Below are 26,635 nucleotides of genomic sequence, written 5' to 3' on the forward strand. Positions count from 1 at the left end.
CTGCCCTAGTTTCAAGGCTGCGGCAAGACGCATGGGAAGGCGGTGAAGACGAACGGCCGGGGCCGTTCGCCTTCCCCTGAGACAAGCCTATTTGATCGTCTGCGCCATATAGGCCTCGACCCGCTTCACCAGCGGCGCCGGCAGCGGGACGTAATCGAGCGCCGCGGCCTGGGGCTGGCCCTTCTCGAGGGACCATCGGAAGAATTTGAGCGCCTGCTGGGTGCGCTGCGGGTTCTTCGGCTGCTTGTACATGAGGACGAAGGTGGTGGCGGTGATCGGGTACGAGTTCGCCCCCGGCGCATTGGTCATGACCAGGTAGAAATCCTGCGCATGCGACCAATCGGCCGACGCCGCGGCGGCCTGGAACGAGCGGGCGTTCGGCGCGACGAAGCGGCCGGCCGAATTCTGCATCACCGCGTACTTCATCCTGTTCTGGATGACGTAGGCATATTCCACGTACCCGATCGAATTGGGCACGCGGTTGACGTAGGCGGCGACGCCCTCATTGCCCTTGCCGCCGATGCCGGTCGGCCATTGCACCGACGTCCCCTCGCCCGCCTTCATCCGCCAGATGTTGCTCACCTGGCTGAAATAGTGGGTCATGTTGAAGGTGGTGCCCGAACTGTCCGAGCGGTGGACGACGCTGATCTGGGCGGCGGGGAGCTTGAGGCCCGGGTTGAGCTTGCGGATCTGCGGGTCGTCCCAGCGCTTGACGTCGCCGAGGAAGATCCCGGCCATCAGCGGCCCGGAGAGCTTGAGCTGGCCCGGCGCGATGCCCGGAATGTTCACGACCGGGACGATGCCGCCGATCACGATTGGGAACTGGGCGAGGCCGGCGGCGGCGAGCTCCTGGTGGGTGAGCGGCTTGTCGGTGGCGCCGAAATCGACGGTGCCGGCCTTGATCTGGGCGATGCCGCCGCCCGAGCCGATCGACTGGTAATTGACCTGCTCGCCGCCGAGCTTGCGGAAGTCGCCGGCCCATTTCGACAGGATGGGATAGACGAAGGTCGAGCCGGCGCCGGTGATCTGCGCGAGCGCGGCGGTAGCGCTGCCGGCGGCGAGCGCGAGAGCCGCGGCGAGCGGCGCCGCCTTGCGTGAGAAGCTGGTCATATTACCCCCTGGGGATGAGTCGTCGGCGAAGCGGCGAGGCGCCGTCCGCGGGGCCGAGTCGTAGCCGCGGGGCGTGACGGGGGCGGGACTGGCATATGACTGTTTCGCGTCAGCCTCTTGCCTCAGGACATATCGCGATTCCCCGATCTGTCACAAAGGGCCCGTACGACTCGGCGCCAGCCGGGGCGAGGCCGAGTCGCTCGAAGAGGGGAATGCTTCACATGACCATCCGTACGTCGCTGCTCGCCGGAGCGGGGCTCTTGGCCCTCATGCCCGCCGCGCCCGCGCTTGCTGCCGCCAAGCCCGCGCACCGCCCGGCCGGCGACACCGCCGCGATGAAGGCGGAGCTCGAGGAGCTGCGCTCCGAAGTGGCGGCGCTGACGGCGCGGCTTAACGCGCAGGAGGCGGGCCAGAAGCAGGCCAGTGCCGACGCCCAGGCCGCGCAGCAGGCCGCCCAGGCCGCCGCCGCCCAGTCGCAGGCGCTCCAGGCCCAGGTCGCTGCCGCCACCGCCGCGGTGCCCGGCCAGGTCAAGGAGGCGCTCGGCAAGCAGCCCAAGCCGAAGCCGAGCTGGGCGGACGCGACGACCTTGACGGGCCGGATGTTCTTCAACGTCAGCCATATCGACCAGAAATCGGACGGCGCCACCGTCGGGCGGAGCACCGCCTTCGACGTCAAGCGTTTCTATCTGACCGTCGACCACAAGTTCAACGACATCTGGTCCGCGAGCGCCACCACCGACATCAACCTCATCGCCAACACCAACACCGTCACCGGCACCGCCAATTCCGGCACCGCCCAGCCGGGCCAGGGGACGACTGCACCGACCCCTTTCCCGAAGACGGTCGGCGAGACGCTGTTCCTCAAGAAGGCGTTCGTGCAGGCGAAGTTCGACCCCGCCTTCACCGTCCGCGTCGGCGCGGCGGACATGCCGTGGATCCCGTTCGCGGAGGACGTCTACGGCTATCGCTATATCGACCAGACGCTCACCGACCGCACCGGCTTCGCCTCCTCGGTCGACTGGGGCGTCCATGCGCTCGGCACCCTCGCCGAGGGCCACGTCAACTACGCCGTGTCGGTGGTGAACGGGGCGGGCTACCGCAACCCGCTCCGCTCGGAATCGGTCGACGTCGAGGGCCGGGTCAGCGTCAATTATCACGGCTTCGTCGCCGCCGTCGGAGGCTATGCCGGCAAGCGCGGCGCCGACACCTTCACCCCGTTCAGTCCGACCAATAATGCGGTGACCCCGGTCCAGACCGGCACCAACGTCCAGACCCTCCACACCGCCACCCGCGTCAATGCGCTGCTGGCTTATACGAGCGACGCCGTGCGGGTCGGCGGCGAATATTTCTACGCGCGCAACTGGAACCAGGTGACCAAGGTGCCGAGCGATACGTCGGACGGCTGGTCCGCCTTCGCCTCCTACCGCCCGGCACCGCTCGTGGGCGTCTTCGCCCGCTACGACCGCGTGAAGCCGACCCGGGATCTCTTCCCCGCCATCACCGATCAATATTTCAACGTCGGAATCTCCTACCAGCCGGTGAAGCTCATCGAGTTCGCTTTGGTCTACAAGCGCGACCAGGTGAACCACGGCTATTTCGCCCCCGGCAACAACAACCCCTCCAACTTCGCCTTCCCGATCGGCGGCCGCCAGAGCGGCACCGCCGACGAGATCGGGGTGTACGGCCAGTTTCGCTTCTAGCGGGGCAGCGGGGGGAATGCCGCTGCGCTTTCGCTTGCCAAGGTGTTCGGCCGGGGGGCAGCTATGGCCCGAGGAGGATCGCGTCGTGGGTGCAGTTGTGAAGATCGCCGTGACCGCCGCCGGTCTGGCGATCCTGTCAGCCGACGCCGGGGTCGCGGCCGACGTTCCGATGAAGATCGGCACATACGGCCTCCAGAGCGAACGATTGTCGGGTGAGACGACGCTGGTGGCGAAGAATGCCCAGGTCCTTGGCGAGGTCGCGGTGGTCGCGACGGTGGATGTCGATGGACGGGTGATCGACGCCGCGGTGGACGACAATTTCAGCAAGCTCGATCCGGCGCCTGCCCTCGCGGCGGTTCGCAGCTGGCGCTTCCGGCCGCAGACCTTCGACGGCAAGCCCGTGATAGCGGTTGGGGTGGTGAGGATCGCTTACCGCGTGCCGGAGGAGCGCGAGGCCGTCGCGCCGCCATTTCCGGATGCGGCGGCGGCCGATACGGAGATCGTCCTGGAGCGGAGCGCCTGCTACGGACCCTGTCCCGACTATGCGGTCAGCATCAGGGGCGACGGGACCGTCCGATTCAGCACCGGCGGCGCGGCGTTCAAGGGGACTGCCGGGGAAGTACACCTCGCCTACATGGGGAACAACGTCTTGCTGCCGGGCGCGCATATCGCGCACGTCGATCCTGCCACCGTCGCCCGCCTCGTCGCGAAGTTCCGCAACGCCCGTTTCTTCGGGCTCAAGCCGTCCTATGAAGCGTCGATCACAGACTCTCCGACTTACAAGCTGACCGTTCGCGCCGGCGGGAAGACCAAAAGCGTCACGGACTATGTCGGAACTTGGGCCGGAATGCCGGAGGAAGTGTCGGCGCTGGAAGACGCGGTCGACGAAGTTGCCGGCAGCGCTCGTTGGGTGAGCGGCAACGCCACGACGATCAAGGCGCTGGAAGGAGAGGGATTCGACTTCCACTCGGCCGCGGCTGCCGAGCTCGCGGCCGATGCGATGCAGCTCTCATCATCACCCCCTCAGGTTCGTGAGGCGGGGAGGCTTGCTCTGGCCCTGATCGAGCGCGGAGCACCGCTCGGCACTGCCGTTCGCGTCGAAGGAGGCGTGCCGCCCATCGGGACCGCGGTCGCGCCTGCCGCCGACACCACTGGCGCGCTCCTTGCGTACTATGCGGCGGTGAGGGGGGACGAGGCGCTGTTCGATGCACTGGAGCGCAGGGGTTGGGTGACGCGGCTGCCGCGCGCACTGCGCACCCAGGCTCTCGCCTACGGGGCCGGGTGCAGCACTGTCATCGCCAAGGCGCTCGTGCGTGCGGGTGCCGATCTAATCCAGAAGGGCTCGGGCACGCTGCTCACCGCCCTTCGCAGTGGCTACGGGGTTTGCCGCGACGCCGGAGAGGCGCGCGTGCTGGAAATGGCGGAGACGGCGATCGGGCTGGGCGTGCCGCTCGAGGCGCGCGACGATTTCAACTGGACGGCCCTGATGGGCTGCGACTCCCCGGCGCTTGCACGGCTTCTCATCGCCCACGGCGCCAACGTCAACGCCCGGGCCGCGGAGGGCAAGACGCCGCTGCTGGCGACGGATGACGACCGGGTGGCCCTGATCCTGCTGCGGGCGGGGGCCGATGCGACCGCGCGGACCAAGGACACGAATGTGCGGCGGGAGGCGGTAAAGGGGCATATGCCGGCAACCCTGGGGTGGCTGGACGCGCACGAAATCCAATGACGCTGAGAGCGCGAGGGCGATCGGCTCTCGCATTCAAAGCCGATTACCTCCCGTGCTACTCCGCGGTTGCCGCAAAGAAGCTGATGGCCGCCACCTGCCGGCCGGCCGTCCAGACGAAGGCTTCGATGGTGCCGCGGGAGGGACAGGTCCAGTGGACGACCACGGCGGCACGGGCTTCTGCTCCGCCGGTCGTGTGATAGTCGGTCGAGGCGTCGGTGCGGCGGCATCCCCGGATGTGCTCGACGAACGCTTTCAGCTTGGAGGAAACGGGTTTGAGCCCGCGCTGGTCGGAGATGAGGACGTCTTGGGTCAGCGTTGCGCGGGCTCGGTCGAGGTTCCCCGTCGCCACGGCGTCGAGGAATAAGCGGGCAGCGACGGGCATGTCGGGCGGCGAACCATTTGGTGTCGCCAGCGCCGCCACCAAAAGCGAAATTGCGTTCATGCTCTTCCCTCCCTGGCGCTACGACCTCGGTGCGCTGGCGCCCGGACGTTGCTTGCGGAAGTGCCTAGGGCTGAAGGTGTATCACGCCCGCGGCCGTCGAACGGAACCCGCACCCTTCGTGAAAGGACGAGAGGTGCGGCTCATGGCTGCGGGCATTACCGGACATGGCGGGCGATTGCGACGCTGCCACGCTTGCGTCCTCCCTGTCCGCGCAACGGGCCGCACGAAATGCGGTGGAGGGGCCGTTCTGCGGCCGCGAGGCCCCTCCACCGCGTTTCACGCGGTCCGCCTCCCGATTGGCTTCGCCAACCGTGAGGACTGCGAGGCTCGCCCGTAAGAAACCCTCCCCTGCCGCGACTATCTGCAGGAGAAGGGGTGTGGATGACGCAGGATGAGCGATATCTGCAGGCGATGGCGGAGTTCGGGCCGGCGCTGGGGCGCCTGGCCCGGGCGTACGAGGCCGATACCGACCTGCGCCACGATCTGCTGCAGGACGTGTCGCTCGCGCTGTGGCGGAGCTTTGCGGGCTTTGCAGGGCAATGTTCGCTGCGCACCTGGGTCTACCGCGTCGCGCACAATACGGCGATCTCGGTGCGGGTGCGGCGGCGCAAGGGGCGGCTGGTCAGCCTCGACGAGCTGGCCGACATTGCGGCGCCCGACGACCCGGAAGGCGCCGTCGGCAAGGCGCGCGTGCTGGAGCGCCTGCACGGCCTCATCCGCCGCCTCGCGCCGCCGGACGACCAGGTGATGCTGCTCTATCTGGAAGACCAGGACGCGGCGGCGATCGCCGAGATCACCGGCCTGTCGCCGGGGGCGGTGGCGACCCGCATCCACCGCGTGAAGCAGCTCCTGACGCGCCGGTTCCAGCAGGACGACGACACATGACCGACCCCAGGACCATCTGGAAAACCCAGCCAAATGAGGAGAATGCCATGAGCGATCTCGCCGCAGTCCGCGCCCGCGCCGCCCGCTACGAAACCGGCGTCCGCCTGCGCAATGTCGCGCTTTATGCCTATTCGGCGTTCAGCATACTCGTGTCGCTCTGGCTCGTCGCGCGGGGGGCGTTCCCGGCAATGCGCACTCCGATGCTGCTGATGGTCGCGGCGCATCTGCTCGTGCTGTGGCAGATCAACCGGCGGATCAACGCGCGCCGCCTCCCCGCCGAGATCGCGGCCCGGCCGGCGCTCGACTTCCACCGCGGCGAGCTGGCGCGCCAAGCCGAGGGCCTATCGCATGCCTGGCTGTGGTACATGCTGCCGTTCCTCATCCCCTTCCTCTGGGAACTCGGCATCATGGCGAGCCGCATCCACAGCGGCGAGGCGCCGCCGGAAGCGCCGCGGCTGCTCGTCGTCTTCATCGTCGTGGCCGTCTGCTTCTGGACGGCAGTGCTGCTCGCCTTCGCGCGCGCGGCGCTCAAGGCGCAATTGCAGATCGCACGGCTGGACGCGCTGAAGGCGGAGTAGCCGCCGCGCGTCCCCGCTGAGGGAGGATCAGCGCGCCGGCAGCCAGCTGCGCCAGCCTTCGAGGATGGGGAGGATGCTGGCATGGTCGTCGGTCCAGCCGGCAAAGCCCGGGCGCGGGCGCAGGGTCACCCAGTTGCGCCGGTCCGCGCCGCTTGCATCCTCGAGCCGCTGCAGCGCCTTTGGGTCCGGCGACATCGCGATCCAGATCGAGATGCTCATGTTGTGGACCACTTCCTCGATGCTCGGCTCGTACTGGAAACCCGCCGCCGCCCAGCCGTCGGCCTTGGCACCGGCGGCGAGCACCGGCGCGAGGTTCAGATAGCGGTTCGAGATGTGGACGAGGAGCAGGCCGTTGGGGGCCAGCGCGCGCCGGTAGACGCCGAGCGCCTCGCGGGTGAGGAGGTGCATCGGCACGGCGTCCGAAGAGAAGGCATCGACGGCGAGGATGTCGAGGCGGTGCGCGGGCTCGCGCGACAGGCTGATGCGGGCGTCGCCGATCACGATCTTCGCCTGCGGTGCACACCCCTTCAAGAAGGTGAAGCGGGTCCTGGCAATCCGCACCATCGCCGGATCGATCTCGAACACCCGCCAGTCCTCGGTCGGGAGAGCATAGCAGGTGAGCGTTCCCGCCCCGAGGCCGACCACGCCGATGCGGGCGTTGGGGCCGTAGAGGACAGGCGCCGAGGCCATGGCGTGTCCGACCCCGGAGCCGCGGGCATAATAAGAGGTGGGGACCAGAGCCTCGCCCGGCAACGCGCTCTGGACGCCGTGGAGGGTGGTGCCGTGGGTGAGGATCCGCGCCGGCGGAAAGGCGCGGCTGTTGACGGTGTAGATGCCGAAATAGGAGCGGGTGCGAAGGCCGCGCTCCGACTGGTAGAGCTTCTGCCAGCCGCCATAGCTCAGCATGAGCGCGAGAAAGGCGAGCGCGAACGGCAGCCGCCGGCCGATGAACAGCAAGGCGAGGAGCGCGATTCCGACGCTGAAGATCGCCGCCCAATTGGTGTCGATCCAGTCCGCCACCCGCATGTCGCCGGCGTAGGAGAGGCCGAACGCGACCGCGAGAAGCCCCCAGCCGACCGCGCGCGGCATCCGCTCGATGATCGGAAACAGGGCCCGCTGCGGCACCAGCAAGGCTGCGGCGAGCATCAGGATCGGATGCTCATAGGCCCAATCGTAGAGGATCGGCGCCAGGATCGCGCAGAAGATGCCGCCCACCATCCCGCCGGCGGCCATGGCGAGGTAGAAGCCGGTGAGCCGGTCCGGCGCGGGCCGCAGCCGGTAGAGCGCGGTGTGGAGCGCGATCGCCGTCACCAGCAGCACGCCGAGGCCGATCGTCGCGTTGAACAGGGGCTGCGCCGCCCCTTCGCTGAAGGCGAAGCCGCCGCCGATCAGCAGCACGATCGGCGCCACCCGGGTGAAACCGTTCGCCGCCCGCCGCCGGTCGGCAAAGGCGATGGCGAAACTCAGGAGATAGAGGCCGAGCGGCACCACCCACAGCATCGGCACGGCGACGACGTCGGTGGTGAGGTGGGTGGTCGTCGACAGCATCAGCCCCGAGGGCACCGCGGCATAGCCCATCCACAGCAGGATGCGGCGCAGCGGCGGCGCCGGCGTCGTCGGCCGGTGCCGCTCCTCCACCGCATGTGCGGGGATGGTGAGGGCGCAGAGGCCGACGAGGAGGACCAGCAGCGCGTAACCGCCGGTCCAGAGCAGGCTCTGCTGCTTGAGCGTCAGCAGCGGCTCGACCAGCAGGGGATAGGAGAGAAGGCCCGCGAAGCTGCCCAGGTTCGACGCGGCGTAGAGCGCGTAAGGCTCGCCCCGGGCGCTCTCCAGCGCATACCAGCGCTGCATCAGCGGCGCCTGGGCCGAGACGATGAAGAACAAGGGCCCGATCGACAGCAGCAGGAACCATGGCGCCCACACCGCCGGCGAGACGCCTTCGGGCAGCGTCTCCGCGAGGAGCCCGATCGGCAGCCACAAGGCCGCCAGCGCAAACAGGCCGATATGAATGCCGGCCTGGAGCCGCGGCCGCACCCGGGTGACGAGGTGGGCATAAGCGTAGCCGGCGAGCAGCAGCGCCTGGAATACGACCATCGCGCTGTTCCAGACGGCGGGCGCGCCGCCCAGCCGGGGCAGCGCCATCCGCGCCACCATCGGCTGGACGAGGAAGAGGAGGAAGGAGCCGGTGACGATGGTCGCGACGAACAAGGGCTTGGCGGCGCGTTCGAACAGCCCCCGCTCCGCAACCACCGCCTCGCTCATGCGCCTTGCTCCCCCAGCAATCCCGCAACGTTGCGCTCCAGCGCCGCCAGCGTCTCGTCGATATGCTCCAGATGGGTGCGGAACGACAGGATCGCGCAGCGCAGATAGGAAGCGCCGCCGATTCGGGTGCCGCTGAGGAACACCCTCCCCTCCTCCTGGATGCGGCGCAGGAGTGCGTCGTTGAACGCGTCCGGGTCTCCGGATGCCGGGACGTAGCGGAAGGCTACGACCGACAGGTCGGGCGCCGGGCCCGCATGCCACCCCTCCATTGCCGAAAGCCGCGCGTGGAAGTAGCGGGCGAGGCCGATCTTCTCCGATTGGGCGGCGCGGAAGGCGGCGACGCCGGCGAGCTGCAGCGGCAGCCACAGCCTCAGTCCGCGGAAATGCCGCGTCAGCTCCGGCGACAGGTCGGCGGGCGACGGGCCGACCGAACTCTCGCCGAGCGGCTGGAGATAGTCGGCCGTGGCGCTGAACGCGTCCGACAGGAGCTGCCCGTCGCGCACCAGCACCGCGCCGGTGCCGTAGGGGAGGAACATCGTCTTGTGCGGATCGAGGGCGAGGCTGTCCGCCCGCTCGATGCCGGCGAGCCGCGCGCGCCCCTCCGGGCACAGCATGAACAGCCCGCCATAGGCGCCGTCGACGTGCAGCCACGCGCCATAGCGGGCGCAGAGGTCGGCGATCTCCGGCAGCGGATCGACGGCGCCCGTATCCACCGTCCCGGCCGACGCGACGACCAGCCACGACCGCACCCCGTCCGCCTCGTCCCGCTCCAGCGCCTCCGCCAGCGCCTCGATGCGCATGCGGTGGCTCTCGTCCGTCGCAATCCGCCGGCGCGGCGCCCGCCCGCGGCCGGCGATGTGCAGCGCCTTGTCGACGCAATGGTGGACGAACTCGGTCGAATAGACCGCGCCACCGCCGTCCGGATCGCGCGCCTCCCGCGCCGCGACGATGGCCACGAGGTTGGCGATGCTCCCGCCGGAGGTCAAAGTCCCCGCCGCCGCGGCCGGGAACCCGACAACTTCGGCGAGCCAGCCGGTCAGCGCATTCTCCATCCGCACCGCCCCCGGCGCGGCGGAGGCGAAGCCGGCATATTTGTTCGACGCGGCGGCGAGGAAATCGCCCATCGCCGCGTGGAACAGCCCGCCGCCCGGTATGTAGCCCATGAAGCGCGGCGAGGCGGTGGTGATGCCCGGCGCGTCGACGCATTCGGCGAGGTAGCCGAGCGCCTCCTCCGGCGCCCTCGCCTCCTCGGGGAATTCGGGGGCGAGCCGCTGCGCGAAGACTTCGTCGCGGCTGCGGTAGGACGGCCCCTCGGCCAATGCGGTCCAGAAGGATTGCGCGTGCGCGACGGCGCGGGCCATCAGCGCCTCGCGCGCCTCCTCTCCCGGTTCGAGCGGCGCCGCAGCCGCCCGCAGCGCCTCCAACGCAGCGCGCGTCTCGTCCATCAGCGGGCGAGCAGCCGGGCCGCGTGCGGCGCGTGGTAGGTCAAGACTCCCGAACAGCCGGCGCGGCGAAAGGCGGTCAGCGTCTCCAGCACCAACGCGTCGCGCTCGCCCGCGCCGGCCGCAACCGACGCCTCGATCATCGCATATTCGCCCGACACCTGGTAGGCGAAGACCGGCACTTCGAACCGCTCCTTCACCCGCCGTACGATGTCGAGATAGGGGAGGCCCGGCTTCACCATCACCGTGTCGGCGCCCTCCGCCAAATCCATCGCCACCTCGCGCAGCGCCTCCTCGGCATTGGCATAATCCATCTGGTAGCTCTTCTTGTCGCCCTTCAGCAGGCCGCGCGATCCCACCGCGTCGCGGAACGGGCCGTAAAAGGCCGAGGCGTACTTGGCGGCATAGGCCATGATCTGGACGTTGCAGTGGCCGCGCTGCTCGAGCGCGTGGCGGATCGCGCCGACCCGCCCGTCCATCATATCGGACGGCGCGACGATATCCGCGCCCGCTTCCGCCTGCACCAAAGCCTGCTCGACCAGGATGGCGGACGTGACGTCGTTCATCACATAACCGCGCTCATCGACGATCCCGTCATGCCCATGCGCTGTGTACGGATCGAGCGCCACGTCGGTGAGGATTCCCACCTCCGGCACCGCCGCCTTCACCGCCCGGATCGCCCGGCAGATGAGATTGTCGGGGTTCAGCGCCTCGCCCGCATCCTCGGTGCGCAGCTCCCGCGGCGTGTTGGGAAACAGCGCAATGCACGGGATGCCGAGCTCCCGCGCCTCCCTTGCCCGCGCGACGATCCCGTCGACCGACCAGCGCGACACGCCGGGCAAGCTGGCGATCGGCTCCTCCACCCCCTCCCCTTCGGCAATGAACAAAGGCCAGATCAGGTTCGACGGCGTCAGCACCGTCTCGGCGACCATCGCCCGGCTCCAGGCGGAAGCGCGGGTACGGCGAAGGCGGGCGGCGGGAAAGGCTGCGGACATGGCCAAGGCTCTAGCGCGCGCTCCCGCGTTCGGGAAGCGGGGGCGGCGAGCAGCTTCCTTGTTTCGCCTGCGTATCGGTGGCATTCTCCCGGCAGCGGAACACGGCCGATGCGCCGACGCCGGCGCGGCGGCCATGCTCCTCGAACGGGGGAGAATGACCATGAAACTGCGCCTTGCCGCCCTGCTGCTCGCCGCGAGCCTCGCCGCGGGCACCGCCGCCCAGGCCCTGCCGAACCCGATCCTCTACATGACCGGAAGCGAGGCCTATTCCGCCGGCGGCAAGAACTGGATCCGCCACCGCTACGACGTGCTCAACAAGGACGCCTATCCCGATACGATGTTCGCGCAGGCCCCGGCACTTCCACCCTGCGGCCTCAACACCAAGAGCGCCCGCAGCTGGATCGACATCTACGACAGCCGCGGCAAGCGCCTCTACGGCTTCTGCGCGCTCGGCAAGGCTTCCGACCTCGGCAGCATCTGGTTCGCGACCGAGGAGGGCACGGTGGCGCCGAGCTACATCTACATCGAGATCAACGACCGCCAGACCAACACGAAGTACAAGTCCAACCTGGCCGACACGACGCTCTAGCGACGAGGGCACGAGACGGGGACACTCGTATACGAGTGTCCCCTTATCCCGTTCGGCTATCCCGCCGGGTTGAGCCTTCCACCCGGCTCGGCGTCCGCGAGCGCCTCCTCGATACACTCGTCCTCGCCGACCGGCGCGGGGCGGCCGCCAATCTGCATCCGGCTCTTCCGCCAGCCGCCGTGGAGGTAGAAGGCAATGCCCAGCGCCATGTTGGAGAAGGAGCTGACCGGGAAGCTGAGCCACAAGGCGTCGGCGCCGAGCCGCGGATACGCGCCGAGGGCGAAGCCGAGCCGCACCGGCACCAGGCCGATGAACAGGATGAGCAGCGGGCCGATCACCGACCCGTTGGCGCGCACCGTCCCGAACAGCACCAGGGTCACCCCGAACATCAGGAAGCTCCAGGTGGCGAGCAACTGGATGTGCCGCGCTATGCCGAGCGCGGGGCTGTTACCGCCGAGGAACAAGGCCAGCGCCGGGCGATCGGCGATTGCGAGCAGCACGACCAGCACCCCAGTGATGAGGAGCGCGAACATCACGCCCGAACGGGTGATGGCGCTGACCCGCTCCCACTTGCCCGCGCCGATATTCTGCGCCGCCATTGCGCTCACGGCGGCGCCGAGCGCCATCGCCGGCATCTGGAGGTAGGTCCACAGCTGCATCGCAACGCCGAACGCCGCCGTCGTCGCCACGCCCTCGCGGTTGACGAGCCCGACCAGAGCCAGCGCCGAGGCGGAGATGACGATCATCTGCAGGCCCATCGGCAGGCCCTTCACCAGGATCGTCTTCAGGATCGCCGGATCGGGCTTCAAATAGGCGAGCTCCTTGCCCCGCAGCCGCAGCGGCAGGTCGCGCACGTACATGTAGATCATGAGCCCGGCGAGGCTGGCATAATTGGCGATCACGGTCGCGGTCGCTGAGCCGGCGATGCCGAGCTTCGGCGCCGGCCCGAGCCCGAGAATGAACACGGGGTTGAGGCCGCTGTCGAGCACCACCGCGAGGATCATGAACCAGAGCGGCGTCATCGCATCGCCGGCGCCCCGCATGGCCATCATCAGCATGATCAGGATCAGCGAGGAGGGAATGGCGATGAAGATCACGCGCAAATAGGCAAGCGCCAGCGGTGCCGCCCCCGCCGGGGTGGCAAGCAGCTTCAAAAGGTTCGGAGCGAAGATCCACCCCAGTACCCCGATCGCCACCGCCACCAGGATGAACGCGCCGAGCGCCGTGCCGATCACCCGCCGCGCCCCGTCGACGTCGCGCCGCCCGAAGGCCTGGCCGATGAGGATGGTCGAGGCCATGCCGAAGCCGAACACGAACGCCATGCACAGGAACATGACGATGTTGGCGTTCGATGTGGCCGCGAGCGCGTCCTCGCCGAGGAAACGCCCCACCCACACCGCGTTGATCGAGCCATTGAGCGACTGCAGGATCGAGGAGCCGAGCGTCGGCAGCGCGAAGGCAAGCAAAGTCGGCGCGATGCGCCCGGTGGTGAGATCGCGGCCCCCGCCGGGGCGGCCGGCCGGAGGGCCGGGGCGCTGTGCTGCTTCGTCTGCCATGACGGCTCCTTAACGAAGAAACGCGGGTCGACACCAGCCGAAACCCTCTCCCCTGCAGGGAGAGGGGAGCTAGCCCAGCCGCGCCAGCGCCGCGCGATAGCGTTCCGCGTCCGATGCCTTCTCGGCATGGTCCGCCCGCGCCTTTTCCACCGCCTCGGGCTTGGCGCGCTCGACGAAGCTGGGATTGCCGAGACGCCCCGCGAGCGCGTCCCGCTCCTTCTCCGCCGCCTGCGCCGCTTTCTCGAGCCGCACCTTTTCGGCGGCGATGTCGATCACGCCTTCCAACGGCAGGACGTAGGTCGCCTCGTCCACCACGACCTGCGCCGCCCCGCCTGAAGCCGCCTCGAAGCTCAGGCTCTCGATCCGCGCCAGCCGCCGCAGCGCCGCCTCGTGGCGCGCCAGACGCTCGTGCGTCCGCGCCTCGCCATCCCGCACGTGCAGCGCCAGCCGCGCCGCCGGCGGCACGCCGAGCTCGGTTCGCGCCGCGCGGATGCCGCTCACCACCCGGATGAGCCAGTCGATCTCCGGCCCGGCCTCCGCATCGAGCGCCCGCGCGTCGGGCATCGGCCATTTCGCGACGATCAGCGGAGTGGGCCGCGCGTTCGCGCTCCACAGCTCTTCGGTGATGAACGGCATGAACGGGTGGAGCATGACCAGGATCTGGTCGAGCACCCAGGCCGCCACGGCCTTGGTCTCGTCGTCCACCTGCCCCTTGATCAGCTCCAGATACCAGTCGCAGAAGGTCGCCCAGACGAAGTGGTAGAGGCCGTTCGCGCTCTCATCGTAACGGAATTCGGCGAGGCTGAGATCGAGCGCTTGGACGGCCTGTACCGTCTCGCCGATGATCCACCGGTTGACCATGTTCTCCGCCTCAGGCGCCTCCAGCGAGACCGAGGCGCCGATGCCGTTCGACTGGCAGAAGCGCGCCGCGTTCCACAATTTCGTCGCGAAGTTGCGATAGCCCTCGACGCGCCTCTCATCCAATTTGATGTCGCGCCCCTGGCTCTCCATCGCCGCGAGCGTGAAGCGCAACGCGTCGGCGCCGTAGCGGTCGATGAGGACGAGGGGATCGACCGTATTCCCCTTCGACTTGGACATCTTCTGGCCCTTGGCGTCGCGCACCAGGCCATGGAGGTAGAGCGTCTTCCACGGCCGCTCGCCCATGAAATGCAGCCCCTGCATCGCCATCCGGGCATCCCAGAAGAAGATGATGTCGAAGCCGGAGATCAGCACGTCGTTGGGGTAATGCCGCCGCAGCGCCTCCGTCTCCTCGGGCCAGCCGAGCGTGCCGAACGGCCACAGCGCCGACGAGAACCACGTATCCAGCACGTCGCTGTCCCGCCGCAGCGGGCGGTTGCCTGCTTCGCGCTGGGCCTCGGCCTCGCTCTCCGCGACGAAGACGTTGCCGGCCTCGTCATACCAGGCGGGGATCTGGTGCCCCCACCAGAGCTGGCGCGAGACGCACCAGGGCTGGATGTTCTCGAGCCAGTTGAACCAGGTCTTCTTCCATGTCTCCGGCACCACGCGGATCTCGCCCGAGCGCACCGCGTCGATCGCCGGCTTGGCCAGGGTCGCTGCGTCGACATACCATTGGTCGGTCAGCCACGGCTCGATAATCGCGCCGGAGCGATCGCCGTGCGGAACCTGCACCAGTCGATCCTCGACGCGCTCCAGGAAGCCCTCGGCGTCGATCATCTCCACCACGCGAGTGCGCGCCTCGAAGCGGTCCAGCCCAATCAGCGCCTCCGGGACGAGTCCGTCCTGCGTCTGCACCACGCGCCCCGCCGCATCGAGCATGTTGAGCATCTCGCCGGCCTTGAAGCCCGCACGCTTGCCCACCTCGAAATCGTTGAAGTCATGGCCCGGCGTGATCTTCACCGCGCCCGAGCCAAGCTCCGGATCGGCATGCTCGTCGACGATGACGGGGATGCGCCGCCCGGTGATCGGGTGCTTCAGCCGCTTGCCGACCGCGCTGCGGTACCGCGCGTCGTCCGGATGCACCGCCACCGCCATGTCGGCCAGCATCGTCTCCGGCCGGGTCGTCGCGACATGGATGAAGCCGGAGCCGTCCTCATAGGGATATCTGAGGTGCCAGAACTTGCCCTGCACCTCCTTGGTCTCGACCTCGAGGTCGGAGATCGCGCTCTGGAACTTGGGATCCCAGTTCACCAAGCGCTTGTCGCGGTAGAGCAGGCCCTCGCGGTAGAGCTGGACGAACACCTTCAACACGGCACGGCTGAAGCCCTCGTCCATGGTGAAGCGCTCGTTCTGCCAGTCGCACGACGCGCCGAGGCGGCGGAGCTGGCGGGTGATCGCCCCGCCCGATTGCGCCTTCCACTCCCAGACATGGTCGATAAAGGCCTCGCGGCTCATGTCGGTGCGCTTGACGCCCTGGCTGGCGAGGTTGCGCTCCACCACCATCTGGGTCGCGATGCCGGCATGGTCGGTGCCGACCACCCAGAGCGCGTCCTTGCCCTGCAGCCGCGCGTGGCGGACGAGCACGTCCTGCAGCGTTACGTCGAGCGCATGGCCGATGTGCAGAGATCCCGTCACATTCGGCGGCGGGATGACGATGGTGAAGGGCTCCCTGTCCCCCCGCTCCGGGCGGAACAGCCCCTCCTCCTCCCAGCGCTTATACCAATGCGCCTCGATGGCCGCGGGATCGAAAGTCTTGGGAAGCTCGCTCATGCGCGGCGCTTAGACGAAGGGGCGGCGGAGGGGCAATGCGGGAGGTTCGTGGCGGCGCCGGTGTGGAACCGTCATCCCGGTGAGAGCCGGGATCTCTTGGACATTAGCCGCGGCGCCTTTTCCGGATGGAGATCCCGGCTTCCGCCGGGATGACGGGAGTTACAGGCTCTTCCCCGTGATCCGGGCGATCTCGCGGGCGACGAGCTGCTCGATGATCTCGGGCAGGTTGGCGTCGAGCCAGTCCTTGAGCATCGGCTTCAGCATGTCGCGCACCACCGCCTCGAGCGGGCCGTCGCCTACGGGGGCGGGCGCCTCGCTGCGCTCCCTGACCGCCGACAAAGCGGCAAGCGCCTTCTGGCTCGCCGCCGCGGCGTCGTCGGAGACCAGCCCGCCCTCGTCCGTCACCGGGTCCGAGAGCTCGAGCACGTCCTCCTCGACAGGCGGCCTCGCCTCGACGGGACGCGAGCCGCGCGCCGGCCGCGCCGGCTGGGCACGGCTGTCCTCGGCGATGACGCGTTTGATGGAGGCGAGTATCTCCTCCATCGACGGTTCCTGGTGAATCTCCCCCATGGCGAGAGACTTATCGCTTATTGCCGCGGCGCTGTCACGGGGGTGTTTGGCACATTCGGCGGCCCGTAGGTGCGCGTCGCGACCGGCACCGGCACCGGGTCGTCCGACCAGTCGCTGGTCCGCCGGATCGAGCGCTTATAGTGCGGAACCGGGTCGTAGAGCGTGCCGCCGTCGAGATTGAGGTCCTTGGCCTCCGCCTCGCCCATCGCGTTGAGCAGGTTGAACCCGGCGACATAGGCGTCGCGCCGCGCCGTCACCAAAGCGACCTGGCTGTTCAGCAATTCCTGCTCGGCATTGAGCACGTCGAGGACGTTGCGCGTGCCCACCGTCTGCTCGGCCCGCACGCCCTCCAGCGCCAGCGTGTTCGCCGCCACCGCCACTTCGTTCGAGCGGATCGCGAGCTGCGCCGCCTGATAGGTCGCGAACGCCGCGCGGGTGTTGGCGACGATCAGCCGCTCCGTCTCGACGCCGCGCTCGAGCAACTGGCCCTGGATCGCCTGCGCCTGGCGCACCTGCGCACTGACCAGCCCGCCCTGATAGATAGGAATGCGCGCCTGGACGCCGATGCCGGTTGAGGTGGTGTTCTCCGGCGCCAGCGGCGACAGGAACTGGCGCTCCGCCGTCCCCAAATAATTGGTTTCTCGGGCCGAGCCGATCGCCGAGACGGTCGGCAGCCGCCCGGACCGGACCACCGCCACGTCCCGCCCCGCGGCGCGGATCTGCGCGGCGATCGAGGCGATGTCGGGATTGTTCTGGATGGCGATGTCGACCGCCTGGTCCGCCGTCGCCGGCAGCTGCGGCAGGGTCGGCGGCGGGGCGAGATCGCCCGGCGCGAGGCCGACGACGCGGCGGTAAGTCTCCTCGCTGGTCTGCAGCCGCCCCTCGGCGGTCGACAAAGCGGAGCGGGCAAGCGCGAGGCGCGCCTCCGACTGCGCCACGTCGGTGCGGGTCAGGTCGCCCACCTCGAAACGGTCGCGCGTCGCCTGGAGGTTGGTCTCCAGCACCTTTACCTGGTTGCGGTTCAGATCGACGATCGAGCGGTCGCGGATCACGTCCATGTAGGCGCCGACCGCGGAGGTGAAGACGTCGCCCTCGGTGGCGCGCAGCTCGGCACGGCCCGCCGCGACCCGCTCGTTGGCGGCGCCGATCTGGTTGCGCACCCGGCCGCCGTTGAACAAAGGATAGCTGACGTCGATTCCCGCCGACAGGTTGCGGCCGTTGCCGCCGCCCGTCCGGGTGAGGTCCTGGTTGACGCCGGCCGTGCCGGAGACTTGCACGCGATTGCCGGCGCGGGCGACCGCGACCGACTCGTCGAGCGAGCGGACCTGCGCGCGTTCGGCCATGATCGTCGGGTTCGTCCGATACGTCTCCGACAAGGCGTCGCGCAGCGTCTGGGCGCCGGCGGCGCTTCCCGCGATCAGTGCAGCGGCCCCCGCCGCCGCCAATAACCCACCCCGCATCAAGCTTACTCCAGAATATGTTGCGCCGGTCCGGCGGATAGAATTGCCGTTCAGAATGTGAACGCCTTCGGCTTCTCGAACTGCGGCAGGATCGCCGCCGCCGCGTCGGCGAAGGCCGCGATTCCGAACCCCTCTCCTGCCTTGCGCCCGAGCGCCAGGCGCGTCACTCCGTTCTCGACGATCCCCGTCGCCAGCTTGCCCTCGTCCTTCAGCTGGTCGATCAGCGCCTGCGGCACCGTTTCGACGGCGCCGTCGATGAGGATGAGGTCATAGGGTGCGCCGGCGGCATGGCCCTTGGTCAACGGCCCTTCGACGAACGTCACGCTGGTATCGGCAAGCGCCGCGCGGGCGGCCGCCGCAAGCTCCGCATCCTCCTCGACGGCGACCACCGACGAGACGAGCTTCGCGAGAACGGCCGCGGCGTAACCGGTCGCCGCCCCGATCACGAGCGCATTACCCGCCTCCTCCGGCGCCGCTTCGGTCAGCAGGCGCCCGAGCGCCATCGGGCTGTTGAGCTGGCGCCCGGGTTTCAGCGGCACCAAGGCGTCCGCATAGGCCATGGCGATGCGCTGCGCCGGCACGAACCGCTCGCGCGCCACCTCGCCCATCGCCGCCAGCACCGCCGGATCGTTGGTTCCGGTCGTGCGCAGCTGGCTCGCGATCATCGCGCGGCGCATATGCTCGAAATTATGCTCGGTCATTTCGTCTCAATCGCATAGCTGTCTTAGTAATGCAATACACCGTGTGGCGTTCCCCGCTTCTATCGGGCGCGCCGACGAACGCCAAGCGCTCGCGACGTCCCGATCGCAGTTCGTGTCTGGCAGCAAGATCAGCAAGGGGCGTGCCACTCCGACGCCCTCCTTTCCGCGACGAAAAGCGGCGCCGTCCGTGTCCGAAATCGGACATAGCCGTCCGGAAGCGGACGCACCCCATGTTTGACTTTCGCAAAACATCGTGGCGTTCGCGTAACAAAAGCTTTCAATTGGAAAAGACGAAGACTAGTAGCCCAGCCGACTCGTAGTTGAGGAGGAATGCGTGCAACAAGATGGTCGTCTGCTCGAATTGACCGCAGATATCGTCGCGGCGCATGTCGCGTACAATACGGTCGCCGTCAGCGACGTGGCATCGCTTGTCGAGCGGGTCCACGAGGCGCTGGCGAAGCTCGGGACTGTCGAGGACCAGCCGGAGCCGGAGGCGAAGCCCGCGGTTTCGGTGCGTTCGTCGGTGAAGCCGGACCATCTCGTCTGCCTCGTGTGTGGAAGCCGACAGAAGACGCTGCGGCGCCACATCGGCGTTGCCCATGCGCTGAAGCCGGAAGAATATCGCGCCCGCTTCAACTTGCCGCCCTCGTATCCGATGGTCGCGCCCGATTACACGACGCGCCGGCGCGAGATCGCCCACGCTCTCGGACTTGGCCGCAATCGCCGCGGCAAGGGCAAGCAGGCGGCGGCCCCCGCACCGGCCCCGGAGAGCGACGCTCCCAAGCCGAGGCGCGGTCGCCGCAAGGCCTGAGCCGGCGCACCCTGAGACCTGACGCGGCCTAAGACCGCGAAACTACGGCGGATTGACTTTCGCCGGTCGCCCCCGCATTTCGCCCGCGGCGGCCCGATGGCGGAGTGGTTACGCAGAGGACTGCAAATCCTCGCACGCCGGTTCGATTCCGGCTCGGGCCTCCATCTTTCCCAGCGCAACCGAAGCGCAACACTGCGCCTTCGAACCGTTTCGGCGGCTTGTTTCGCGTTGCCTTTGAGGTGCAGCCAAGTAAAGAGACTCCAGACCGGCCTCTCGCAAGGCCGTCGAAACAGGGAGCTCTAAATATGGCAATGTCGACAAAGATCGGCCTTTTCGCCGCGGCCAGCACCGCGGCATTGGTCTTCGCCGGATCGTCCGCGCACGCGCAGGGCGCAACCTGCGCCACCTATGCGGCCGGCGTCCCCGTTCCGCCGGCGCAAGGCACCGCCACCGGCACCAACTCCACCGCCTGCGGCAATCTGGCCAGCGCGACCGCCACCTCGTCGACCGCCGTCGGCGACCGCGCCTTCGCGAGCGGCAACTTCTCGACCGCGATCGGCGACTTCGCCGCCGCCACCTTTGTGTCCTCGACCGCCGTCGGCGACGCGGCGAGCGCGCTCGGCACCAACGCCACAGCGGTGGGCGCCAACGCCAACGCCACCGCCGCCGACACGGCTGCCTTCGGCGCCGGATCGCAGGCCACCGGCCTCGCCTCGACCGCGCTGGGCAGCAGCGGCGCCACCACTGGCGGCGCGACACGTCCGAACATCGCCGCGGCCGGCTTCAGCACTGCCGTCGGCACCGGCAACCAGATCGTCGCCGGCTCGACCGGCAGCACCGCGGTCGGCGACTTCAACACGATCTCGGGCACTTCGTCCTTCTCTGCGGCTTTCGGCAGCTTGAACACGGTGACGGGGTTGAACGGCGTCGCCATCGGCAACGGCAACACCGCCAGCGGCGCGAGCTCAAACGCGATCGGCAACGCCGCCTTGGCGTCCGGCGCGAACTCGATCGGCGTCGGCACCCTTGCCACCGCCAGCGGCGCGCAGGGCACTGCGATCGGCAACAGGACGACCGCCAGCGGCACCTCGTCCAGCGCCTATGGCGACCGCTCTGTGGCTTCGGGGAACTTCGCAACCGCGCTCGGCGATTTCGCCGCTGCCAGCGGTCTGCAGTCGACAGCGGTCGGCGATGCCGCCAGCGCCCTTTCCACCAATGCCGCGGCGTTCGGCAGCAACGCCAACGTCTCGGCCGCGGCGACCAACGGCACGGCGCTCGGCTCGCAGGCGAACGTTACCGGCGTGAACGGCACCGCAGTGGGTTGGAGGACGACGGCGTCCGGCCAGTCGTCGACCGCGCTCGGCGACCGCGCCGTGGCCTCCGGCAACTTCGCGACCGCCCTGGGCGATTTCGCCGCCGCCAGCGGCGTCCAGTCGACTGCCGTCGGCGACTCCTCCAGCGCGCTCGCTCAGAATGCGACCGCGGTGGGCCGGAACGCCAACATCACCAACGTCGCTGCCGTCAATGCCACGGCGGTCGGCGCCAACACGACGGCCAACTTCGCCAATTCGACGGCGATCGGCACCGGCGCCACGACCACTGCGGCGAACCAGGTCGCGATCGGCGGCGCCGGGTCGACCGTCCGCTTCGGGGGCTACACGACGGCCGGCGTGCTGGTGAACGATGTCAACGGCAACGTCACCACCAACACGACTTTGCTCGGCAACGTCGCCACCTTGCAGACCAACGTCGCGACCAACACGGCGAACATCGCCACCAACACTGCGAACATCGCGACGCTCAACACCACCGTCGCATCGCAGGGCAATTCGATCCTGGCGCTGCAGGGCCAGACGGCGAGCCTGTTCAACTTGAGCGACATCAACCGCCGCGACATCCGCAAGGCCAATGAAGGCGTCGCCATGGCGCTGGCGATGGACACGCCGTTCCTCCCGTCCGAGGCGAATTTCGCCGTGTCGGGCGGCGTCGGCTACTTCCGTGATCGCCTCTCGGGATCGGCTTCGTTCGCCGCCCGCGTCGGACCGATGACGTCGTTCACCGGCGGTGTCGGCGTCGGCTTCGAGAGCGGCTCGGTCGGCGCCCGCGCCGGCTTCCAGCACGCGTGGTAAGAACAAGCGTTCAATTCAATGGCGGGCCGGGGCGACATGCCCCGGCCCGTCTTCTTGTGACGGCGTGCCTCGCGGCCTTGTGCGGCACGTCTGCCGTCGCAGCCCCGCAGCCTGCGCAGGTAGCCGCTCCGGCCGCCGCCACCCTTGGCGTGCCCGATACGACGACGATCCACAGGCTCCTCTGGTCGACCATGGCGGCGCTCGCCCACGCCAACGACACCGGCAATTATTCGGTGATCCGCGATCTCGGCGCGCCCGCGTTCCAGACGACCAATTCGCCCGCCACTTTGGCCGCAGTCTTCGCACCCGTCCGCAACCAGAACATCGACCTGAGCGTCACCCTGGTCGTCACGCCGGCCTTTCAGTTTCCGCCGGCGCTCGTCCAGGGCGGCTTGTTGCGGCTGAGGGGCGTGTTCCCGTTGCGGCCGAACGCCATCGGCTTCGATCTGCTCTACCAGAACGTCAACGGCCAATGGCGACTGTTCGGCATTGCCGTTGTGCCACTTGTGGCCCAAACGCAACAACCTGCGCCCACTCGGCGTTGAGGGGTCGGCATCCAAACTTGAGACGCTTGAACTTTGAGACGATTTCGTTAGATCGTAGCGACAGCAGGGAGATCCAGAATGCGTAATGACACCAAGAAGGACATTGCCAAGCGCGCATGGCTGCGTCCGGAATTCCAGCGCCTTCAGGCCGGTGCTGCCGAGAGCACGCACAACGCCAATTCCGACGGCGGCGGCGGCAACCAGGGCTCGTAACGCTGCCCTGACGAGTTTTGGCCTGACCAGTTTTGGCCTGACCAGTTTTAGGAGGCCCTCCGCCGCGAGGCGGGGGGCTTTTCTATGAGTGCTGTCGCCGGCCTGTGGACATTCGACGGCGGCGCGGTCGCGGCGGACGGCGATGCCTGCCGCGCCATGCTCCTCGCCCAGCAGGCCTACGGCCCTGACGCCTGCGATGCCGCGCATCTTGGCAGCCTCAGCCTCGGCCGCAATCTCTACAGGCTGCTGCCCGAAGACCGATTCGACCGCCAGCCGCTGATGTCCGGTGACGGCCGCTTCGCACTGGTTGCCGATGTGCGGCTGGACAATCGCGAGGAGCTTCTCGCGGCGCTCGGCATTTGCAATGACCGGGGCGAGGGCCTCGCCGATTCCGCCATCCTCCTTCACGCGCTGGAACGGTGGCAGGAAGGCGCCGCGGACCGGCTGCTCGGAGACTTCGCCTTCGCGTTCTTCGACGCCACACGGCAGCGCCTGCTCCTCGCCCGCGACGCGCTCGGACAGCGCCCGCTGTTCTGGCATCGCGGCCCCAGGCATTTCGCCTTCGCCTCGATGCCGGCCGGCCTCCACGCCCTTGGGACGATGGCGGCGGAGGCGGACGGCCGCAGCCTCGCCCGCTACCTCGCCAGCCTGCCGCTCGACGGCCCCTCGAGCTTCTACCAAGGTATTCAGCGAGTCGAGCCGGGCCACATCGTCGCCGTCTCCCCGGAGGGCATCGAAAGCCGTCGCTACTGGACCCTGAGGCCGCCGCTCCTGCGGCTCCCGAGGTTCGAAGATTATGTCGAAGCCTATCGCGAAGAGCTCGACGCGGCCGTGAGGCGACGGCTGCGCGGCGTGGAAGGCGTCGTCGCCACCCATTTGAGCGGCGGCTGGGACAGCAGCGCCGTCACCGCCACCGCCGCCCGCCTCGCCCCCGCCACCAAGATCCTGGCGCTGACGGCGGCGCCGCGAACCGAGCAGCCTGCCCCCGCCAATCGATTCGCCGACGAAAGCGCGCTCGCCGCCGCGACGGCCGCACTCTATAGGAACGTCGAGCACGCCATCGTTCCCCACCCGAAGCGCTCGCCGCTGGCCGACCTCGACGGCAACCTCGCCGCCTTCGGCCGCCCGAGCTTCAACCCCTGCAACCATGTCTGGCTGTCGGATCTGCGCGAGCGCGCCCGCGGCGCCGGCGCCCGCATCCTCCTCACCGGCGAGATCGGCAATTGGACGATCAGCGCCTCGCCCAACACCCTCCTCGCTGACTATCTGCGCAGCGGCCGCTGGCTCGGTTGGCTGCGCGAGGCGATGGCGATGGTGCGCGGCCGGCGCGCCCGCCTGCGCGGCGTCCTCGCCAGCTCGTTCGGGCCCTGGGTGCCGGATACCCTGTGGCGGCTGACGCAGCCTTTCTCCTCGGCGCCGGACCCCGCCCGCGTCACCGCGCTCCGCCCCGCGTGGCGCGCCGCGCTCGAGGCCGAGCAGCGCGCCCTCGGCGTCGGCCACGCCCGCCGCCCAAAGGACTATTTCGCCTACGCCCGCGAGGCGTTCCTCACCGAGATGGATTTCGGCCAGTATCGCAAGGGGATCCTCGGCGGCTGGGGCATCGACAAGCGCGACGCGACGGCCGACCGGCGCCTGGTCGAATTCTGCCAGGCGCTGCCGCTGGAGATGCTGCTGAGCCGCGGGCAGCGGCGTCCGCTGGCCCGCGCCGCGCTCGCCGACCGCCTCCCCGCCGAGGTCCTGGACGCGCGCGGCAAGGGCTATCAGGCCGCGGACTGGCACGAGGCCCTGACCCGCGACCGGCCCGCCATCTCCGCCGTCGTCGACAGGATCGAGGCCGATCCCGCCGCCTCCTCGATAATCGATGTTCCGTGGCTCCGCGCCGCGCTCGCCGAGTGGCCGACCGAGGGCTGGCACGACCGGCGAATCATCGTCCGCTATCGCATCGCCCTGCTGATGGGGCTGTCGGCGGGCCACTTCGCCTTGTCCACGCGCGCGAGCCCGGTAAGGCCCGAGCGATGACCGCCGTCTCCCACGACTCGCTCTACGCGCTCTTCGGCCTCACCATCGCATCGGACATAGAGCTGCCGCTTCCCGCCGCGGCGCCCGACGCCGCCATCGACGTGACCGTCGCCCACGGCCCCGTCGCGGTCGAGGGGGACCATGGCTGGGGCTATGCCGAAGTCCCCGGCGGCACCTTGCTGTCGGTGGAGACGGTCGGCCGCTTCCTCATCTGCGGCGGCAGGCGGATCCTCGTCGAACCGCTGGCGGCGGCGTCGGAGCGCAACATCCGCCTGTTCCTCCTCGGCTCAGCTTTCGGCGCGTTGCTCCACCAGCGCGGGCTGATGCCGCTCCATGCCAATGCCGTGGTGATCGACGGCCGCGCCTTCGCCTTTTGCGGCCATTCGGGCGCCGGCAAGTCGACCATGGCGGCGTGGTTCCACGACCGCGGCCACCCGATCCTCTCCGACGACGTCTGCGTCATCGGCTTCGCCGCCGAGGGCACCGCCCTCGCTTATCCCGGCATTCCGCGCGTGCGCCTCTGGCGGCAGGCGCTCGAGGAAACCGGCCGGCTGGTGGACGATTACGAACGCTCCTTCGACGCCGTCGACAAATATGACGTGCCGATCCCGGCCGGCAGCCGCACCGAACCGGCCCCCCTGGCGGCTGTCTACCTCCTCGCCAAGGCCGAGGACGGCGCGCAGGCCGGCACCATCGACCGCCTCACCGGCATCGCCGCCGTCGAAACCCTCGTCTCCAACACCTATCGCGGCGCCTATCTCGCCTCGATCGGCGGGACGGGTCCCCACCTCGCCGCCTGCGTTCGCATCGCGAAGTCGGTGCCGATCTTCCGCGCCGCGCGCCTGTGGGGCTTCGACGCCTTCGGCGCGGAGGCCGAGCGCCTCGACGCCCACGCCCGCAGCTTGGCTCAGGGCGCGCGGTAGACCACGCCGCCCTTCATCACCATCCGCACCGCCCGCACGGCCGAGACGGACCGCGTCGGGTCCCCTTCAACCGCGACGAGATCGGCAAGCAGCCCCGGCTTAACCGCGCCGACCTTGTCGGCGATCCCGAAGATCCGCGCATTGCCAGAGGTCGCGGCCACCAGCACGTCCGCCGGACGCATGCCGTAGGCGGCCATCAGCTCCATCTCGCGCGCATTGTCGCCATGCGCGAACACGCCCACGTCACCGCCGACGCAAATCGTCACGCCCGCCGCCAGCGCCGCGGCGAAGCTCTCCCTTTTCTCCCGGATGCCCGAGGGTTCCGGCGCCTGGCCGTTCCATCCCCGGTAGCGCGAGATCGCGTCGCCCGCGGCGACCGTGGGGCACAGCGCCACGCCGCGCTCCTTCATCAGCCTGAAGACCTCCGGCGTGCCCGCATCGCCATGCTCGATCGTGTCGACGCCGGCGAGGATGGCCCGGCGCATCCCCTCGGGAGTGCCGGCGTGGACGGCCACCTTCCGGCCGGCGCTGTGCGCGGCCTCCACCGCCATCTTCATCTCGTCGAGCGTGAAGGTGGGCCGGCTCGCCTCCCCTGCCCGCCACCGATAGTCGCCGTAGAGCTTCACCCAGTCCGCCCCGGCCCCGATCTGCCGCCGCACGGCGGTCAGCAGCCCGGGCCCGTCGGCCTCTTCCGCCCCGCGTGCCGCAAATTCCGGCTCGCCGTTCTTGGGACCGTAGGCACCGGTCGCGACGATGGCGCGGGTCGAGACCAGCATCCGCGGGCCCGGCACGATCCCCTGCTCGATCGCCTGCTTGAGCCCGACGTCGGCATAGCCCGCGCCTTCGGTGCCGAGGTCGCGGGTGGTGGTGAAGCCCGCCATCAGGGTCGCACGGGCATGGTTGACGGCGCGGGCGGTGCGCAGCGCCAGCGGCTCCTTCAGCACCTGATCGTCCCACGGCGTCTCGTTATAGGGGTGGAGGAAGAGGTGCGAATGTCCCTCGATCATCCCCGGCATCAAGGTCGTTCCCGGCAGGTCGACGACCCGTGCTCCCGCCGGCGCGGCGAGATTCGGCCCCACCGCCTCGATCCGCTCTCCGCGCACCAGCACCGACCAGCCCTCGTGCGGCCGCGGATCGACCCCGTCGAACACGCGCGCCGGCCGCAGCAGCACCGCCTGCTGGGCCTGCGTCTGCGCGCCGGCGCTGCACGGCAGAAGAATGAGCAGAAGGGCGAGGAGGAAGCGCATCAAAGTGTCTCCGGCAAATTCGTGCCGGCACCATAAGCGGG

22 protein-coding genes and 1 tRNA gene are annotated in these 26,635 nt (G+C 69.1%); 12 read left to right on the forward strand and 11 right to left on the reverse strand.

What is annotated here, in order from left to right; all coding sequences use genetic code 11:
* Window positions 1-87: 87 nt before the first annotated feature.
* Window positions 88-1,110 carry a phosphate ABC transporter substrate-binding protein PstS gene (gene pstS, locus VGC56_RS15765; protein WP_464126401.1) on the reverse strand — a complete coding sequence of 341 codons (1,023 nt, stop codon included), beginning with the start codon at window positions 1,108-1,110 and terminating at the stop codon, window positions 88-90.
* A 221-nt stretch (window positions 1,111-1,331) separates the two neighbouring features.
* Between pstS and VGC56_RS15770 the strand changes: the two genes are divergently transcribed.
* On the forward strand, window positions 1,332-2,810 hold the full coding sequence (locus tag VGC56_RS15770; protein ID WP_464126402.1) for a porin: 1,479 nt from the start codon (window positions 1,332-1,334) through the stop codon (window positions 2,808-2,810).
* 16 nt (window positions 2,811-2,826) lie between these two features.
* Entirely contained in the window at window positions 2,827-4,539 is a 1,713-nt protein-coding gene (locus tag VGC56_RS15775) for a DUF6438 domain-containing protein (RefSeq protein WP_464126403.1), read from the forward strand.
* 55 nt (window positions 4,540-4,594) lie between these two features.
* On the opposite strand, the gene VGC56_RS15780 is transcribed toward VGC56_RS15775, so the two are convergent.
* Complete coding sequence (locus VGC56_RS15780; protein ID WP_464126404.1) at window positions 4,595-4,981, reverse strand: hypothetical protein; 387 nt, start codon at window positions 4,979-4,981, stop codon at window positions 4,595-4,597.
* Window positions 4,982-5,362: 381 nt separating this feature from the next.
* Between VGC56_RS15780 and VGC56_RS15785 the strand changes: the two genes are divergently transcribed.
* Entirely contained in the window at window positions 5,363-5,866 is a 504-nt protein-coding gene (locus tag VGC56_RS15785) for an RNA polymerase sigma factor (protein WP_464126405.1), read from the forward strand.
* 47 nt (window positions 5,867-5,913) lie between these two features.
* The gene (locus VGC56_RS15790; protein ID WP_464126407.1) at window positions 5,914-6,444 is read left to right on the forward strand and encodes a hypothetical protein; all 531 of its coding nucleotides are present in this window, start codon (window positions 5,914-5,916) and stop codon (window positions 6,442-6,444) included.
* 27 nt (window positions 6,445-6,471) lie between these two features.
* Here the strand turns inward: VGC56_RS15790 and VGC56_RS15795 are convergent, their stop codons facing one another.
* From VGC56_RS15795 to hemB, 3 genes are read right to left on the reverse strand one after another with little or no spacing between them, the layout of a single operon-like run.
* Window positions 6,472-8,706: a fused MFS/spermidine synthase gene (locus VGC56_RS15795; RefSeq protein WP_464126409.1), complete on the reverse strand. Its 2,235-nt coding sequence runs from the start codon at window positions 8,704-8,706 to the stop codon at window positions 6,472-6,474.
* A complete protein-coding gene (locus tag VGC56_RS15800) occupies window positions 8,703-10,151 on the reverse strand; it encodes a pyridoxal phosphate-dependent decarboxylase family protein (protein ID WP_464126411.1) in 1,449 nt (482 codons plus the stop codon). Before VGC56_RS15800 ends, VGC56_RS15795 begins: the two co-directional genes overlap by 4 nt.
* Window positions 10,151-11,143: a porphobilinogen synthase gene (gene hemB / locus VGC56_RS15805; RefSeq protein ID WP_464126412.1), complete on the reverse strand. Its 993-nt coding sequence runs from the start codon at window positions 11,141-11,143 to the stop codon at window positions 10,151-10,153. Before hemB ends, VGC56_RS15800 begins: the two co-directional genes overlap by 1 nt.
* Window positions 11,144-11,297: 154 nt before the next feature.
* On the opposite strand from hemB, the gene VGC56_RS15810 reads away from it, so the two are divergent.
* Entirely contained in the window at window positions 11,298-11,732 is a 435-nt protein-coding gene (locus VGC56_RS15810; protein WP_464126414.1) for a hypothetical protein, read from the forward strand.
* A gap of 56 nt (window positions 11,733-11,788) precedes the next feature.
* Here the strand turns inward: VGC56_RS15810 and VGC56_RS15815 are convergent, their stop codons facing one another.
* The 5 genes from VGC56_RS15815 to VGC56_RS15835 form a co-directional block, all read right to left on the reverse strand.
* Window positions 11,789-13,288 (reverse strand): MATE family efflux transporter, encoded by a 1,500-nt coding sequence (locus VGC56_RS15815; protein WP_464126415.1) that lies wholly within the window; start codon window positions 13,286-13,288, stop codon window positions 11,789-11,791.
* Between the two features lie 69 nt (window positions 13,289-13,357).
* Window positions 13,358-15,976: a valine--tRNA ligase gene (locus tag VGC56_RS15820; protein ID WP_464126416.1), complete on the reverse strand. Its 2,619-nt coding sequence runs from the start codon at window positions 15,974-15,976 to the stop codon at window positions 13,358-13,360.
* A 159-nt stretch (window positions 15,977-16,135) separates the two neighbouring features.
* A complete protein-coding gene (locus VGC56_RS15825) occupies window positions 16,136-16,546 on the reverse strand; it encodes a DUF2497 domain-containing protein (protein ID WP_464126417.1) in 411 nt (136 codons plus the stop codon).
* 17 nt (window positions 16,547-16,563) lie between these two features.
* The gene (locus tag VGC56_RS15830) at window positions 16,564-18,006 is read right to left on the reverse strand and encodes a TolC family outer membrane protein (RefSeq protein ID WP_464126418.1); all 1,443 of its coding nucleotides are present in this window, start codon (window positions 18,004-18,006) and stop codon (window positions 16,564-16,566) included.
* 50 nt (window positions 18,007-18,056) lie between these two features.
* On the reverse strand, window positions 18,057-18,707 hold the full coding sequence (locus tag VGC56_RS15835; protein ID WP_464126420.1) for a protein-L-isoaspartate O-methyltransferase family protein: 651 nt from the start codon (window positions 18,705-18,707) through the stop codon (window positions 18,057-18,059).
* Window positions 18,708-19,041: 334 nt separating this feature from the next.
* On the opposite strand from VGC56_RS15835, the gene VGC56_RS15840 reads away from it, so the two are divergent.
* The 7 genes from VGC56_RS15840 (at window position 19,042) to VGC56_RS15870 (ending at window position 25,347) form a co-directional block, all read left to right on the forward strand.
* The gene (locus tag VGC56_RS15840; RefSeq protein WP_464126421.1) at window positions 19,042-19,518 is read left to right on the forward strand and encodes a Ros/MucR family transcriptional regulator; all 477 of its coding nucleotides are present in this window, start codon (window positions 19,042-19,044) and stop codon (window positions 19,516-19,518) included.
* A 90-nt stretch (window positions 19,519-19,608) separates the two neighbouring features.
* Window positions 19,609-19,682 (forward strand) — tRNA-Cys (locus VGC56_RS15845).
* Between the two features lie 141 nt (window positions 19,683-19,823).
* On the forward strand, window positions 19,824-21,647 hold the full coding sequence (locus tag VGC56_RS15850; RefSeq protein ID WP_464126423.1) for a hypothetical protein: 1,824 nt from the start codon (window positions 19,824-19,826) through the stop codon (window positions 21,645-21,647).
* A gap of 77 nt (window positions 21,648-21,724) precedes the next feature.
* The gene (locus tag VGC56_RS15855) at window positions 21,725-22,192 is read left to right on the forward strand and encodes a hypothetical protein (protein WP_464126424.1); all 468 of its coding nucleotides are present in this window, start codon (window positions 21,725-21,727) and stop codon (window positions 22,190-22,192) included.
* Between the two features lie 78 nt (window positions 22,193-22,270).
* Complete coding sequence (locus VGC56_RS15860) at window positions 22,271-22,405, forward strand: hypothetical protein (protein WP_464126425.1); 135 nt, start codon at window positions 22,271-22,273, stop codon at window positions 22,403-22,405.
* Between the two features lie 84 nt (window positions 22,406-22,489).
* Entirely contained in the window at window positions 22,490-24,424 is a 1,935-nt protein-coding gene (locus tag VGC56_RS15865; protein WP_464126427.1) for an asparagine synthetase B family protein, read from the forward strand.
* Window positions 24,421-25,347 (forward strand): hypothetical protein, encoded by a 927-nt coding sequence (locus VGC56_RS15870; protein WP_464126429.1) that lies wholly within the window; start codon window positions 24,421-24,423, stop codon window positions 25,345-25,347. The genes VGC56_RS15865 and VGC56_RS15870 overlap by 4 nt, the downstream gene beginning before the upstream one ends.
* Here VGC56_RS15870 and VGC56_RS15875 read toward each other — a convergent pair.
* Window positions 25,332-26,594, reverse strand: coding sequence for a metal-dependent hydrolase family protein (locus tag VGC56_RS15875; RefSeq protein WP_464126431.1), 1,263 nt, complete (start codon window positions 26,592-26,594; stop codon window positions 25,332-25,334). The genes VGC56_RS15870 and VGC56_RS15875 overlap by 16 nt on opposite strands.
* Between the last annotated feature and the right edge of the window lie 41 nt (window positions 26,595-26,635).

Origin of the sequence: Allosphingosinicella sp. (assembly GCF_036403745.1) — a bacterium.
Taxonomy (GTDB): Bacteria; Pseudomonadota; Alphaproteobacteria; order Sphingomonadales; family Sphingomonadaceae; genus Allosphingosinicella.

Bases quoted from the DNA above. Each gene is read 5' to 3' on its own strand.
- VGC56_RS15770 (WP_464126402.1), top strand. From the start codon at position 1,332: ATGACCATCCGTACGTCGCTGCTCGCCGGAGCGGGGCTCTTGGCCCTC.
- hemB (WP_464126412.1), bottom strand. From the start codon at position 11,143: ATGTCCGCAGCCTTTCCCGCCGCCCGCCTTCGCCGTACCCGCGCTTCC.
- VGC56_RS15780 (WP_464126404.1), bottom strand. From the start codon at position 4,981: ATGAACGCAATTTCGCTTTTGGTGGCGGCGCTGGCGACACCAAATGGT.
- VGC56_RS15825 (WP_464126417.1), bottom strand. From the start codon at position 16,546: ATGGGGGAGATTCACCAGGAACCGTCGATGGAGGAGATACTCGCCTCC.
- VGC56_RS15800 (WP_464126411.1), bottom strand. From the start codon at position 10,151: ATGGACGAGACGCGCGCTGCGTTGGAGGCGCTGCGGGCGGCTGCGGCG.
- VGC56_RS15810 (WP_464126414.1), top strand. From the start codon at position 11,298: ATGACCATGAAACTGCGCCTTGCCGCCCTGCTGCTCGCCGCGAGCCTC.
- VGC56_RS15850 (WP_464126423.1), top strand. From the start codon at position 19,824: ATGGCAATGTCGACAAAGATCGGCCTTTTCGCCGCGGCCAGCACCGCG.
- VGC56_RS15785 (WP_464126405.1), top strand. From the start codon at position 5,363: ATGACGCAGGATGAGCGATATCTGCAGGCGATGGCGGAGTTCGGGCCG.
- VGC56_RS15830 (WP_464126418.1), bottom strand. From the start codon at position 18,006: ATGCGGGGTGGGTTATTGGCGGCGGCGGGGGCCGCTGCACTGATCGCG.
- VGC56_RS15790 (WP_464126407.1), top strand. From the start codon at position 5,914: ATGAGCGATCTCGCCGCAGTCCGCGCCCGCGCCGCCCGCTACGAAACC.
- VGC56_RS15775 (WP_464126403.1), top strand. From the start codon at position 2,827: ATGCCGCTGCGCTTTCGCTTGCCAAGGTGTTCGGCCGGGGGGCAGCTA.
- pstS (WP_464126401.1), bottom strand. From the start codon at position 1,110: ATGACCAGCTTCTCACGCAAGGCGGCGCCGCTCGCCGCGGCTCTCGCG.
- VGC56_RS15795 (WP_464126409.1), bottom strand. From the start codon at position 8,706: ATGAGCGAGGCGGTGGTTGCGGAGCGGGGGCTGTTCGAACGCGCCGCC.
- VGC56_RS15865 (WP_464126427.1), top strand. From the start codon at position 22,490: ATGAGTGCTGTCGCCGGCCTGTGGACATTCGACGGCGGCGCGGTCGCG.
- VGC56_RS15860 (WP_464126425.1), top strand. From the start codon at position 22,271: ATGCGTAATGACACCAAGAAGGACATTGCCAAGCGCGCATGGCTGCGT.
- VGC56_RS15815 (WP_464126415.1), bottom strand. From the start codon at position 13,288: ATGGCAGACGAAGCAGCACAGCGCCCCGGCCCTCCGGCCGGCCGCCCC.
- VGC56_RS15875 (WP_464126431.1), bottom strand. From the start codon at position 26,594: ATGCGCTTCCTCCTCGCCCTTCTGCTCATTCTTCTGCCGTGCAGCGCC.
- VGC56_RS15820 (WP_464126416.1), bottom strand. From the start codon at position 15,976: ATGAGCGAGCTTCCCAAGACTTTCGATCCCGCGGCCATCGAGGCGCAT.
- VGC56_RS15870 (WP_464126429.1), top strand. From the start codon at position 24,421: ATGACCGCCGTCTCCCACGACTCGCTCTACGCGCTCTTCGGCCTCACC.
- VGC56_RS15835 (WP_464126420.1), bottom strand. From the start codon at position 18,707: ATGACCGAGCATAATTTCGAGCATATGCGCCGCGCGATGATCGCGAGC.